8 protein-coding genes are annotated in these 13,972 nt (G+C 43.3%); 1 reads left to right on the top strand and 7 read right to left on the bottom strand.

The genetic code is table 11. The features are described 5' to 3' along the window. Positions 1-17 precede the first annotated feature (17 nt). The 3 genes from BUA34_RS11035 to BUA34_RS11045 are packed head-to-tail and all read right to left on the bottom strand — an operon-like array spanning position 18 to position 6,033. Entirely contained in the window at positions 18-3,545 is a 3,528-nt protein-coding gene (locus BUA34_RS11035; RefSeq protein ID WP_072829521.1) for an AAA family ATPase, read from the bottom strand. Between the two features lie 9 nt (positions 3,546-3,554). Next, a complete protein-coding gene (gene sbcD, locus BUA34_RS11040; protein ID WP_072829523.1) occupies positions 3,555-4,859 on the bottom strand; it encodes an exonuclease subunit SbcD in 1,305 nt (434 codons plus the stop codon). Positions 4,860-4,896: 37 nt separating this feature from the next. After that, positions 4,897-6,033, bottom strand: a complete 1,137-nt coding sequence (locus BUA34_RS11045) for a DNA recombination protein RmuC (RefSeq protein ID WP_072829525.1) — start codon at positions 6,031-6,033, stop codon at positions 4,897-4,899. A 110-nt stretch (positions 6,034-6,143) separates the two neighbouring features. On the opposite strand from BUA34_RS11045, the gene BUA34_RS11050 reads away from it, so the two are divergent. After that, a complete protein-coding gene (locus BUA34_RS11050; RefSeq protein WP_072829527.1) occupies positions 6,144-6,518 on the top strand; it encodes a hypothetical protein in 375 nt (124 codons plus the stop codon). 203 nt (positions 6,519-6,721) lie between these two features. On the opposite strand, the gene BUA34_RS11055 is transcribed toward BUA34_RS11050, so the two are convergent. The 4 genes from BUA34_RS11055 to BUA34_RS11070 form a co-directional block, all read right to left on the bottom strand. Continuing rightward, the gene (locus tag BUA34_RS11055) at positions 6,722-11,215 is read right to left on the bottom strand and encodes an ATP-binding response regulator (protein ID WP_072829529.1); all 4,494 of its coding nucleotides are present in this window, start codon (positions 11,213-11,215) and stop codon (positions 6,722-6,724) included. A gap of 106 nt (positions 11,216-11,321) precedes the next feature. Then, positions 11,322-11,534: a Rho GTPase-activating protein gene (locus BUA34_RS11060; protein ID WP_072829531.1), complete on the bottom strand. Its 213-nt coding sequence runs from the start codon at positions 11,532-11,534 to the stop codon at positions 11,322-11,324. After that, a complete protein-coding gene (locus BUA34_RS11065; protein ID WP_072829533.1) occupies positions 11,531-12,931 on the bottom strand; it encodes a Y-family DNA polymerase in 1,401 nt (466 codons plus the stop codon). Before BUA34_RS11065 ends, BUA34_RS11060 begins: the two co-directional genes overlap by 4 nt. An 86-nt stretch (positions 12,932-13,017) precedes the next feature. Continuing rightward, the gene (locus BUA34_RS11070; RefSeq protein WP_254794438.1) at positions 13,018-13,968 is read right to left on the bottom strand and encodes a UbiA family prenyltransferase; all 951 of its coding nucleotides are present in this window, start codon (positions 13,966-13,968) and stop codon (positions 13,018-13,020) included. Between the last annotated feature and the right edge of the window lie 4 nt (positions 13,969-13,972).

Genomic DNA, 13,972 nt, shown 5'->3' on the forward strand with positions numbered 1-13,972 from the left:
TTTTCGAGCACAACGCTTTAGCACTTGACGCCAGCACCACTGAGGACGCTACGGCCACCGCACGGAGTAACTTCTATATGCGTAGGAAGTTCGCTCTTGACCAAATCCACATGCGTGATGACTCCTAGAAGTTTGCCTTTTTCCTGCTGCATTTTCTGAAGCACAATGACCGTCTCCTGGAGCATCTTGGAATCAAGCGTTCCAAAGCCTTCATCGAGAAACATCGAATCAATGCGCACATTTCTGCTTGCAAGCGTCGAGATTCCAAGCGCAAGCGAGAGACTTACAAGGAATCCTTCGCCACCAGAAATATTGTCAATCGGGCGCACAGCATCGCTGTTGTCATGATCGACAAGCTGGATATTAAGCGTATTCGGTTCAGTAATCATTTCATAACGCGGGAACATATCGCGCAGATAGCTATTTGCAATTTTCAGCAAATTACGCAGCGTAATCGTCTGGATAAAGCGAACAAATACATCGCCATTGCCCGTATCAAGCCTATTGCCGTTAAACCAGCGTTGCATCTGTTCCCAGTCAGCGCGTTTCGACTTGAGTTTTGCAAGTTCCGCCTGCATGTCATTGAACTTTTGACGAAGCTGAGCGTCATTTTCCTTTTGCGCAGCCCAAGTGGCAAGATTTACAGTGCACTCATTCAGTTTAGCCTTAGCCGATTCGCTATTGTGCTTTGCCAAATCTTCGGATTCTTCGAAGTTACGCTTCTCTAGATGTTTTGCGAGCTGATCATTAAAATTCTTGACCGAAGTCTGTGCAGTTGTTAAATTATCTTCAACATTCTTTTGTATTTGCTGAAGCGACTTGCGTTCGGCTTCGGGAAGTTTTGCAGCAATAAACTCTTGTTCATCCGCAAAGGATTTTGACGATAGGTTTTCAAGGAACAGTGTTTGCGTTTGTGCAAGTTTCTGTTTTGCATCAGCAATACGACGTTCCAATTCCACAATAGAATTGTCTAGCGCAATTTTAGCTTCACGCATTTGCTGTTCTTTACGGAGCGATTCACTGGCCAAGGCTTCTGCAGACTCGCGTAAAGTTCGCGCCTTATTACGTTCTACTTCAACTGATTTCTCGCCAAAAATTTCCTTGCGTTTTGCATCAAGCGTATTCAGATTTTGCTGAATTTCATTTTGCTTGGCAGAAGCTTCTTCCAACCGCACCTTTGCGCGAGCAAAATTGTCTTGATGTTGGACTTTAGCAGAATGGTCCATATTCAAATCATTCTCAACTTTGACCTTTTTCTCCTGCGCTTTTTTCCACCAAGAATTTTTCTTTTCCAACTCAGCAACCAAAGTGTCAATATCTTCCATGCGGACATTCGAAAACCATTCTGCAAAAGCAGTTTCAACATCCTGAGAAATTTTCTGCAATTTGGATTGAGACTTTTTAAGCGATTCTTCTACGGCATTTGCTTCGCTAACAATATTTGCACGATTTACTGCAGCTTGATTTACTTCGTTCTGCAAAGATTCGAACTTTTCTTTTTTCTGCAGATAAACATTCTTCAGTTCAGAAACCTTTTGTAGAATTTCGCGTGCTGTTTCAATTGATGCCGACAACTTCCACGGTTCGAGTTTGACATTCAATTGTTCAAGCGAACGCGCCTCTTCATCCGCGCTTTCGTTCTTTTTGCGCAGACATTCATCAAGCACTTCTTCAAAATATTTCTGCTGCGTTGCAAAGCCATCGAGCGCACGCTGGACCTGTTCCATTTCACCATTGATTTTGCGCAATTTATCTGCAAAATCATTCAAGCGGTCAGCTTCATTTTCAACCTTTTCGGCATTTTCACAAGAAACGTGCTCTCGAGAGCCACAGACAGGGCAAGGCTCGCCTGACTTTAAGTGATGACGCAATTCTGCAACAACAACAGGAATATCGTCCTGAATAATCCTTTCTTTCTCTTTTTGCAAAGACGATATTTTTTCAAAAGACTGAGCACTCTCCGCCTTTACATTATCAAGTTGTTTTTGTTTTGCATCTATTTCGCCTTGCAAACGTTCAAGTTCCTTTCGCTGACGTTCCGCATCATCTGCAAGGCGATTCATTTCAGGAAGTATATTTACAAGTTCCGCATCACCTTGATGTTCCGTCAAATACTCCTGCAATATTTGCAATTCCCTTTTCTGCTTTTCAAAATCAGTATCAAAATTTTGCAGGGATTTTTTAAGATTTTCAAGTTTCTGGATTTCATCAGATACATTTTCGCTTTCAGATTTCCATTCTGCAATCTGCGATTTCAAAAGCGAAATTTGTCCATCAATCAATTCATCTTTCGAATTTTCTGCAATGTACTTCGTAACTTTTTCCAAAGCCTGTTCATTATCAGAAATCCGTTTATCCGCTTCACTAATTTTCTTTTGAGCGTCCTCGGATTCGGCCACAGACTTTGCAACAGAATCGTTTGCATTTTGGAGTTGACCTCGAGCATTTCGAATATCAACATCTAGCGACGAAACTTGTTCCCACACCTTTTCATTTGCAGAGTAATCCGCTTTGCACTTTTCAAAAGCAGCCTGTGCTTCGCGATTTTTCACAGAAGCCTGTTCAAGATCAGATACAGCAGCCGGAAGCTTTCCCTTATTTTCTACAAGTTGCGATTCAACGCGTGCAAGATTTTCACGTACAGAATTAAATTCGACAAAAGACGATTCTACTTCTTGAGCACGCAAAGCGCGTTCTAACTTATTGCGATTCGGTTCAAATTCTGCTTTTGCACATTCCGCATTTTCAAGCTGTATTTTTGCATCCGACAAAAGTTTTTCAAAGCCATGCAGATTTTCAAACCATGTGCAAATATAAAGGAGACGTTCTGCATCTTTTGCAAGCGTTTGCTTTTGCAATTCCGCCGCAGAAATTTTCGTATTCAAATCCGTGAGTTCTTCTTCGCTCAATAAACTCACATCACCCATTTTACGTTCAACATCTTCGACAGCTTTATCGGCGCTTGCATACAAATCATGAACAGCCACTGCAATTTTTCTATAGATACCATCGCCCGTAAGCTTTTCGAGAATCGCGGCGCGTTCATTTTCATTACACTTCAAGAACTTATTAAATTCGCCCTGCGCAAGCATCATCGACTTTGTAAATTGGCCAAAATCAAGACCAATCACGCGAGTCATTGTAGCTTCAATTTCAGACTGTTTCGAGAACGAACATTCTACCGTTTGTGCGGTCTCGTTCGTCAGCACCCAAGAATACTTTTGAAGTTTATTCGTTCTTGCAGAACGGTGTTGTTCCCAACGGGCAGAATAAATAGTATTGCCACATTCAAAAAACACCTTTGCATAGCAATTCTTGGCACCATAAGTCATCACCTCATTGGATTCGCCCACAATGGCTCCCAAACGAGGCGTTTTGCCATACAAACCAAGGCAAATAGCATCAAGGATAGAAGTCTTTCCAGAACCGGTCGGACCCGAAATGCAAAACATACCGCTTTTTGCAAAATCCGGGGACTCAAAATCAATCGTCCATTCGTGAGCAAGGGAGTTAATATTGCAAAATTCAATTTTCTTAATTTTCATCGTACACCCCTATGCTTCGTGCGCCTTGCTTACCGCTTCGTTAAACAAACTAATGAACTTATCGTACTGATTTTTTACTTCTTCGGATTCGTCATTTTCTTGAAGATTCGTGGCAATCAACATTCTAAAGTAGTCTTCTTTCGTGTACTGTTTTGTTGACTCCACACAATCATCAAAGCCTTTTACACCGCGTAAAACATCTCGCGAAATGCGATGACGCTTGACCACAAAATGCTTGCCCGATTCTTCGGCTTCCAGGGCGTCATTCAAGCTCACAAAATCACCCGATGTCAAAAGCAAATCGACATAGGTTTCCATCGGCTTGGCAACAAGTTCTTTTTCCAAGTTGCGCAATTTCAACTTGAGCGTTTCGATATCGCCTTTGAACTGTTCAAAGCGAACCGCTTTCGGGACTTCTATTTTTTCGACAACAGGAACCATACCTTGAGCAACATCAACAGTAAGCACATAGCGTTTGCAATTCGCTTCATCGAAGCCCATCACGAACGGAGAACCGGAATAACGCACTTTCGGATTTTTTGCAACCATCGATGTGTAGTGAATATGCCCTAAAGCAACATAATCAAGTTCACTCGGGAACGTAGTAACATCCACATTTCCAAGCGTACCTACAACTTCTCGAACTCCATCATCCACAGAAGTTTCGAGCATTTCGTCACTTTCGCTTACAAACGTATTTTCTACAGCACCGTTTTTTTCAGCAACTTCAGCATCGCGACCAGAAAGATTGGCCGCATACAAATGGCCTGTTGCTATAATAGGAATGTTACGATTACCGCGCAATTCAACAGCATGGCTATACACATCTGCATAAAGGCGCTTTAACAAATCTTCGTCTGAACTGGCACCTTTATAAAACTGTTCCAGTTCCAAATTGCGCATGAACGGCACGGCGCAACAGATACCGATAACATGACCTTCACCATCTTTCAATTCAATAACCAAATCATCAACTTTACGATTATTGACAGAACCGATGACTCTGATATTCAAAGCATCAAGAATCCCCGCAGGTGCATCAAGCAGCGTTCCCGAATCGTGATTACCCCCCACCACAATAACATTGGAGCACCTTGTCGTAAGGAGTGAAGCTAAAAATTTATAATACTGCGTCTTTGCAATATTCGAAGGATTTACCACATCGAAAATATCACCCGCAATAACAAGCGCCTGTGCACCAATCGTTTCAATTTCGGCTTTCAGCCATTCTAAAAACGCACCCGTTTCTCGCGTGCGATCAATATCATGCATTGTATTACCAAGATGCCAGTCTGCGGTATGGATAAACTTCATTCTAAAACACCTCTATTCTACACAATAATAGTTTTTTCTACTTTAACTTTTCGTTGACCGTCTTTGTGCTTGCAATCCCAAGCTGTTTCATGGTTTCAAAACGGCTAAGGATATTTCCCTTGCCATCTTTCAATTGTCCAAGCGCATCGGCATAAGTCGTTTGCACCACATTCAGCTGGCGTCCCATCTTCACAAAGTTATCCGTAAAGCCGCAGAATTTTTCATAAAGTCCTTCGGCCGTTTTCATAATATTCACGCAATTTTCTTCTTGGCGCGTATTCTGCCATGTCAGCAAAATGAGATTCAACGCAAGCATCAAATTCGTCGGATTGATAATCAACACGCCCTTACGATAAGCCTTTTGTGCAATGGCCGGATCCTTATTCACCGCCAAGATGTAGCTACCTTCATTCGGCACAAACATAAGCACATACGGAACCGCATGCGGTACGACCTTCGGGTAATTCTTATCTGCAAGTTCATCGACATGTTTTACGATGCTTGCCAAATTTTCCTTGCACGCGATTTCTCGCGCTTCGTCATTTTCTGCAGAAACATAATCCGTATAAGCTGTAAGTGAGACTTTCGAATCGACAATCACGTTAGAGCCATCCGAACATTTCACAATAACATCTGGGCGTAATTCATGACCGTTTTCATCCGTGTAGCTTTTCTGCGTAAAGTATTCCAAATTTTCGCGCAGGCCGCTATCGCTCAAAATATTCGAAAGCACTACTTCGCCCCAGTCTCCCTGCACTTTGCCTCGATTCTTGAGGGCATCGGCAAGATTTTCCGCATCCATTCCGAGTTTGCGCGATTGTTCGACCATCGTTTTGATAGCGCCATTCAGTTCCGCAATATTCTTGTCGTTCCCTTCTTTTGCACGTCCAAGCATTTCGCGCATATTATCGAGTTCTTTGAGCAAAGGCTTCGTAAAAGTTTCCATGTGCTCGCGGTTTTCGCCCTTGAATTCCTCACTGCGTTCCTTAAGCAATCGCGCAGAAACAGCCTCGAATTGAGATTTCATTGCCGAAAGTTCCGCATTGAACAAAGCCTCGTGATTTGCATGAGCAGAACGCCCCAATTTATGCACCACAAGAGCCCCCACCAAAACACCAATAGCAAAAGCTACAACAGCAACCGCCGAAATAATCAAAGAAGTCATGTCCATCATTTCACCTCAGTCCAAATATATAAATAGTTAATGTCTAATTCTGACAATTCAGACATCTAAAAGAGTTTCGTCAGTAAAACTTTCGAACTAAATTAACTATCTTTATTGCAATGGATTACGAATACAGTGTCATAGGTTCTATTTTCTGCAAAGCAGATATTCTTTCTGCCGCCGCCGAGAGTTTTATTTTTACGTATAACGGCTACAATTTCGCGCTCCGAAAGTTCAGTGACTGTATAAGCGTAAGTCTCCACGGCACCACCGATGACACATCCAGCAACATCAGTGAAATTTGCCACAACATCTCCGAAAAAGATGTTTCAGATGTTTGCAAGTTCCTTTCCGAAAAATACGCCTGCAAAGTTTCCATGCGCAAAGGTTACGAAGTTTACGGCAATGCCAATGTTTTCAACGGAGGCTCCGATTACGAAGTCATCGAAGAGAAATGGTTTAAGGTCCAATTCGAAAATGGGATTCAAGAATAAAGATAAAATATCTTTTTTCTAAAAATCTTTTCTTATTTCAAATTGTACTTCATGCGGGCGGGGCCCCAGCTCGGAGTTGCGAAGGCCGCACGGGCCCCTCCCTGCACCCACCCCATCCTTGGCCGACGCTTTATTCTCACAACGAAATACAAAGCATTCACTTTTTTCATTTTTCGCGCTTTTAACAAAAAAATATCAAAGATTTATTTAAAGAATTTTGCGAGGGTGGCGCAAAGGACTTCAACGTCAACAGGCTTTGCCACGTGATCGTTCATTCCCGCATCCATTGCAGCACGCTTATCTTCATCGAACGCGTTTGCCGTCATTGCAATAATTGGCACGTTCGAAATATCCTTATCCTTCATCGCACGAATTTGACGCGTCGCCTCATAGCCATCAATTCCCGGCATCTGGACATCCATCAAAATAGCATCATACTTGACCGATGAATACTTGAGCTTTTCTACAGCAAGGTCACCACGTTCCATTGCAGTTACTTCAACGCCACGATCCTCAAGGATTTCCGTAGAAATTTCACGATTGAGCGCATTATCCTCAACAAGCATCACCTTTCGGCCAGTAAAATCATATTTCTTAGGTTCACTCAAGTGCGTTTCAAAATCAATCTTCGAACCCGATGAACCACAGAACTTCTGCAAGATGCAATGCAAATCCGACAAGAACAACGGTTTTGCAAAGAACGACGTCACGCCCGCTTCAAACGCTTCCTTTTCAATATCAATCCAATCATACGATGTCAGCACAACAATTGGCACAGTCGTTCCGACAACCTTGCGGATTTGTCGCGTAATCTGGATTCCCTTCATTTCGGGCATATTCCAGTCAATCAAGAATAAGCGATAATCGTCGTTTGCTTTGTGCGATTTTTTGATACACGCAAGGGCTTCATCACCCGACATGCACAAATCATAGCGCAAGTTTTCCTTCTTTAACGCAGCGGCTACAGTTTTACAAATATCCGGTCGATCATTTACAATCAAGCAATGCAGCCCTGCAAATTGTTCACTTGCAACAGAAACAGGCGATTCTTCACCAAGTTTGAACTTGAATGTCATGAGGACTTCAGTCCCCACTTGTTCCTGGCTCTTAATATTGATTGTCCCGCCCATCATATCCACGATATTCTTCGTGATGGACATACCAAGACCAGTTCCCTGAATACCGCTCACCGTCGAAGAATTAACGCGAGTAAACGGAGCAAAAATTTGCTTCAAGAATTCTTCATTCATGCCGATACCATTGTCTTTCACCAAGAATTCATAAATGGCATAGCCCGGTTCGGCAGAAACTTCCTTAATGTTCATTGAGACAGCACCCTTTTCAGGAGTGTACTTGATGGCATTAGAAACAACATTCAACAAGACCTGATTCAAGCGCAATTTATCGCACATGATCATTTCGTTGTGAACATTTTCAAGTTCAACAACAAACTGCTGCTTACGAGAACGAACATCCGAAAGAACAATTCCCTTTAAGGTATGGATAATATCCGAAAGGCTTTCCAACCGGTTCGTAATATTCATCTTTCCCGACTCAATGCGGCTCATATCAAGAACGTCATTGATGAGCGAAAGCAGATGCTCCGAAGATTGGCTGATTTTCGAAAGGTAGTCAGCCACCTGTTCCTTGTTGTCGATATGTTCTGTGGCAAGGCCCGTAAAGCCGATAATTGCATTCATCGGCGTACGAATATCATGGCTCATGTTGTTGAGGAATGTCGTCTTTGCACGGCTTGCAGAATTTGCCATCAAGAGCGCTTGTTCCAAAGCCTCTTTATCTTTTTTCTGCTTACGCGTTTCTTCGTCAACGCTATGGAAACCAGCAACAATTTGCACCGGATTTGTCGCCGTCAACACAAATTTAATTTGCCAATATTCAACATGTCCAAAGACATCCGCCTTGAAATTCACATAATAAGCATTCTTGTTTTTGAGATTTTCAAGAATGACATCTCTACGAGTAGATTTCAAAAACAGTTCGTAGTCTTCTTTGCTTACAAACTTTTCAACAATTACGCCAAGGCGTTCGTTAAAGCCCTTGATTTGCGGCCACTCCGGGAATAAACGCGGGAATAGATCCGTACAGCGATAAACATTTTCTCGCATGGAAACCGCATCAATATAGCACACCAAATCGAAGTCTTCGGCAAGGCCCTGAATCACGGCTTGTTGTTGAATTTCCTTGCGTAAAATATCGTCCTTGTCGGCAAAACCAAGTGCTGCAAATTTCGGATGGTTCGAATCGCCCACCTTCACGAATTTCATCTCGCAATAGCGATTCAAGAAGTTCACGTACATGGTTTCAAAACTCTTTCGAGTCGAAAGTTGCTCACGGATATTCTTGATAGAACCGGCCTGCAACATTCGGTTCTTATAAATGCCACTGACAAACTTATCTACATAAACAGAGTACGCCGTAGAATATTTGACATTACGTTTAAACGTTTCACCAAACGAATTCGCAGTTGTCTTGTTCATGGAATAAGGCGTCATTTCTTCCGTTTCAAGATCGATGTAATAAACCGACGTGTATTCCGCAGAAAGCGCTTCGATAATGGAAATATTGCGTTCCAGTTCTTCTTTCTGTTCCGCAATTTTCTTGTTCAACTGGATTTTTTCGGCACGCTTTTTATCGATTGTTGCAAACGTCATAATGACAAGAGTTGCAACGCCGTTTCTGCGTTCCACTACCTGCATTATAAAGCTCAACCATGGATTCCTGAAGCACGAAGCCTTGAAAATCAATTCACGGCGATCATCATAGGCAAGCAATCTTTGAACATACTGCGGACTTGCAAGACGAATCCATTCATCCTTGTATTCGCTATCGACAAGCTGCACCATTCTAAAGGCGCGATAAGAACAAGTGCTACGTTGCCTTTTATCGCCAAAATCAACCGCCTTTGATGGTAAAATTTCACGAGCCGAATCATTTGACAAATCGCAAAGAAGAACAGCCTCGTATTCCGCCATAATCTTATCATAAACAAAGCGGGCGCTGACTTCATCGTCGCGGTCAGCAAAGGCTACAACCATGGCGGTTGGCTCTTCGGTTTCAGCATCAACCTTCACGAACTTCATTTCGCTGTAGCGCACTTGCCCAGCAAAATTCGAACGGAAAAGAATCACATAAGTCTTATTGTTTCTAAGGTAAGCCTTGATATTATTGATATCACCGGCTTCAAGCATTTTTTCTTTATCGGCATCATAAACAAAGTCATTTACAAATCGCAAATACGCGTCATTGTACTTCGATCCAGATTTTATCATGACATCGTAATAATGCTGCGACATGTCGTTCATGGAATACGGAATCACTTCATCGGTCAAAAGGTTGATATACATAACCGATGAATATTCTGAAGCAAGCACATCGATAATCGAGAGGTTGACTTCCAGTTCCTTCTTTTGCTGGGCGAGTTTTTCACTCAGGCACAGCCTTTCGGACTGGTCCCTATCCACAGCGGCTGCGGTCATGACGAGCATTGCCGGGACACCGTCAATCCTATCCAGAACACGAAATACGTTGCGACACCAAAAATACGAGCCATCTTCTGTCAAATGCTTAAAGACTATTTCTCGTCTATCCGTTTTCGCAAAAATCCGTTTTAATTTTTCGACACTCCCAAATTCATTCCACTGTTCACGAAATTCTTCATGAACAAATGCAGACGCATTTTTGAAGCCGACTTCAAAAGGAAGAATATCCTTTTCCTTGACATCGTTGTAATACTTCGACCGACGAACAACCTGTATTATGTTTTCTTCCAAGTTGATAAGGTCAATGTTTGCAAATTCTTCACTGACTTTTTCGTTGATTTTTGTGTTAATTACTTCATCGTTTTTATTGACAAAGCCCACCAAAAATTCATTATCGTCACCGATATCAAAACGCATCACGCGCACTTCGTACCAGCGGGCATATCCAAGGGCAATGTCGCGGAACAGGTAGCGGAAGCTATGTTCACGGGAAAGGCGACTGATGATGTTGTCCATCTCTAGACCTTTCAGCATCATCTCCCGATCAGCAGGGTGGATGATATCCATGGCCACAAGGCCCCTCGCGCCATCCATCTTGCCTTCGAACGGGAAAAGTCCCTTCAGTTCTTCTTTGCAGTAAAGCGTCCTGAACGTGCTCTTTGTCGGATTGAATACAAAAACGGATTCCACCTTTTCGCCGAACTTCATAACGATGCTCTCGTTCAGGTGGCGTTCGAGTTCGTAACGTTGCTTGGAACGGATATCACGGTCCACATTGCGCAACCGGAGTACAAAGCCCTTAAGCCCTTGTTCCCCGCGGTCGGCAAAAAAGCTCATTTGGAAATAGACTTCCGTACCGTCGAAAAGGCACCTGAAAGGCACTACATACTGCGAATTTTTCTGGAGATTCTGGACAATGACATCGCGAAGAGTACTCTTATAAAAAATATCGCGGTCTTCATCACAAACAAAATTATCACGGATTAAAACAAGGCGCTTACGGAGGTTGCATTCTCCACGAAGTGCTGGGACACGAGCCACAAGAAATTGGCTAGCATGGAAAATTTCAACATCTTCGTCTTCTGGAGTTTTCGTCAAATCCACATAGCAAACACAATCGAATTCATCAGCAATGGAATCAATAATCGCATTGCTCTTTTCGATCCGAGACTGTTGATTTGCATTATTTTTTTTCATTTGTGCCCCACCCTACAAAATATATGAAAAAATGCAAAAATGTTATTTTTTCATGTCAGAACATGCGACAAGCATCACAAATATGCGCATGTCGGATTTTTATTTCTTAAAAATCCATATTTTCTAACATTTTTTCGTCACTATTCTCTTCTAAATGACGTTCTGCAGTCTCTGCAATTTTGGCACTATGGCCACGCAATGCCGCAAACGGGCTAAAAATTTTCGCCCGGTTAGCAACGGACATCCGTGGGTGTTTCATCAAGAAATTCCAATCATCCCTCGGGTAGGGCAAATCGATAATGTCTTTGTAATCGTTCATGCCTTGTGCCCTCCAATTTGTTCATTGCGTTCGCGGGTGGTAGCGCCTTCCTGCATATCCATTCCCTTGAAAATTGCATTTTTCCCAAAGCGCTTTTTTATTGCGATTTGCGCAAGCATCATTTTCTTTTCACGTTCTACTTTTTTCACATCCGTGAACAGGTCATAACTTTCTTGCGTTGCGCTTAACACATTATTCGCAGTCAAGTTCAAGCGCTTTACCGTAAGCAACGGATTCATGATGCGGTCTGCAAGTTTCATCACCGCATCGGCAATCGTCGACACCGAAGACGTATAATTTAACAATGGTGCAGTCCCGTGCGCAGGTTTTGGAATCGTGCGTCCATAACCATCCACTACAGTTTCGCCATGATAAATTCCTTTATCCACATTTTCACGGTCATAGCCCACATGGAGCGTAAGCCCGTTCGTCACAAGACCTTTTTCCACAAGGTCGAGCGCAAGAGTTTCGACCATTTCGCGAATGACAATTTTCGCCTTGGCACACTCATACGCACAGCTCAGAACTTGCCCCCCGCCAATGCTGTGCGTCTTGGATTTGTACCGCTTGATTTCGGCAATGCCGCATGGCTCATAGCCCCACGCATGGTCAATCAGGATTTCCGCATTCACACCGAACATCTTGTACAGCGCATCAGGCTTCTTGACGCTAGCACGCGCAAGATCGCCCATCGTATAAATACCACGGCCATTGTTCAAATAGCAATGTTCCAAGCGCTCCGCAATTCCACGTCCCAATTGCCAAAAACTCGTCAACGGTCTGTGATTCCAAAGTTCCTTGCGGTATGTCATTTCGTCAAGTTCCGCAATGCGCACGCCATCTGCATCTGGCGCCACATGCTTTGCCATCACATCCATCGCGATTTTGCAAAGGTAAAGGTTTGTCCCGATGCCCGCCGTTGCTGTAATTCCCGTCGTTTCAAGCACATCGCGAATCATGTCCTTCGCCAATTCACGCGCCGACTTTTTGTACATCGAAAGATAATGCGTCAAGTCAATAAAACATTCGTCAATCGAGTAAACGTGAATATCCTCTTCGCTTACGTACTTTAAATAAACTTTATAAATGCGGGTAGAATATTCCACATACTTCGCCATTTGCGGAGGCGCAATGATAAATTGGACATCTTCCCCCGTTCGGCGTTTCACCTCTCGCAACTTCTGGTTGACTTCGAACAAACGTGCTCGTCCAGGAATTCCGTACGCCTTAAGGCTCGGCGTTACGGCCAAACAAATAGTCTTCTCCGTACGGCTCGCATCGGCAACCACCAGATTCGTCTTCAACGGGTCAAGACCGCGAAGTACGCACTCCACAGACGCAAAAAACGACTTCAAGTCGATGGCAACGTAAGTACGGGTTTCGCGGGGCAGTCTCATATTCTAAATATACGAAATTCACTGCTCAAAATTTCACTTAATCTTTAAATGCAGGCATCAAAGGTGCCGCAATAAAACACAAGATTCTACAAGCTTGCGAGAAGCGCAATCAACCCCAAGAACATCCCGATTTTCACGGCAGTTTGGGCACGCCTGTAATTTTTCTTGTGCGCCTGATAAAGCACATAGGCAAAGCAAGGCGTGAGCGTTATAGCTGTAATATACAAGAACAGCGGTTGCATGCCCAAGAAGAACACCGGGATAGGTAGAGAAATCCAAGTAAAGAAGACAATCGCTCCAGCAAGACGTCTTGCAGTTGCGGCACCTGCTATAAGCGGGAACGTCATAATGCCCGCCTTGAGGTCGCCGGTTTCGTCTTCCAAATCCTTATAAATTTCACGAGCCAACGTCAGCAGGAAAGCAAAACCAATTGCAGGGAAAATACCGGAAACAAAATTCTCGGGAAACGGGTGCAAAAAGCTGTAGAAATACAGTAGAGCAAAGAACAAAGGAGTGGTGCAGAGAATCGCAACCGTCATATTCTTTATAAGCGGAATATGCTTGAGCCACCTGTTGTAAGCAATCAGAAGTGCACCGAGAAGCACGAAAAACCAAAGTGGAGATATAGCGGCAACAAAGCCGTTCAAAACTTTATCAGAATTGTAGACAACATTTAATTTATCAATCTGAATTACGATTGTTCCGAGATTCTGCAAAATAGCATTGAGGAGTCCACAGAACAACATCAACGCAAGCATGGCAATCCAAGCCCTGCGCGCAGCCTTTACCGAAACTTTCCCAGTTACAAGCGGACGTTCCGGACGGTTCATCTTGTCACTTTCCAAATCCAGAATGTCGTTCTGGATATTCGCAAAGCCAATGGCAAAAGCAAAACCAAGCGCCTGCACTACCCATCCAAGGCGAAATTCGGATTCGCCATACGAAACCATTACAAAGTAAGGATAACTCGCCCCAAGCAATTCATAACCGATAAGCAACGTAATCACGGCGATTACGATATTTACAGGGCGGGTCATTTTG

The organism is Fibrobacter sp. UWB12 (genome assembly GCF_900142485.1).
Classification (GTDB): domain Bacteria; phylum Fibrobacterota; class Fibrobacteria; order Fibrobacterales; family Fibrobacteraceae; genus Fibrobacter.

What these genes read in the sequence shown, in the direction of transcription:
- BUA34_RS11035 (WP_072829521.1), bottom strand. Translation starts at nt 3,545, where the DNA reads ATGAAAATTAAGAAAATTGAATTTTGCAATATTAACTCCCTTGCTCAC.
- sbcD (WP_072829523.1), bottom strand. Translation starts at nt 4,859, where the DNA reads ATGAAGTTTATCCATACCGCAGACTGGCATCTTGGTAATACAATGCAT.
- BUA34_RS11045 (WP_072829525.1), bottom strand. Translation starts at nt 6,033, where the DNA reads ATGATGGACATGACTTCTTTGATTATTTCGGCGGTTGCTGTTGTAGCT.
- BUA34_RS11050 (WP_072829527.1), top strand. Translation starts at nt 6,144, where the DNA reads ATGGATTACGAATACAGTGTCATAGGTTCTATTTTCTGCAAAGCAGAT.
- BUA34_RS11055 (WP_072829529.1), bottom strand. Translation starts at nt 11,215, where the DNA reads ATGAAAAAAAATAATGCAAATCAACAGTCTCGGATCGAAAAGAGCAAT.
- BUA34_RS11060 (WP_072829531.1), bottom strand. Translation starts at nt 11,534, where the DNA reads ATGAACGATTACAAAGACATTATCGATTTGCCCTACCCGAGGGATGAT.
- BUA34_RS11065 (WP_072829533.1), bottom strand. Translation starts at nt 12,931, where the DNA reads ATGAGACTGCCCCGCGAAACCCGTACTTACGTTGCCATCGACTTGAAG.
- BUA34_RS11070 (WP_254794438.1), bottom strand. Translation starts at nt 13,968, where the DNA reads ATGACCCGCCCTGTAAATATCGTAATCGCCGTGATTACGTTGCTTATC.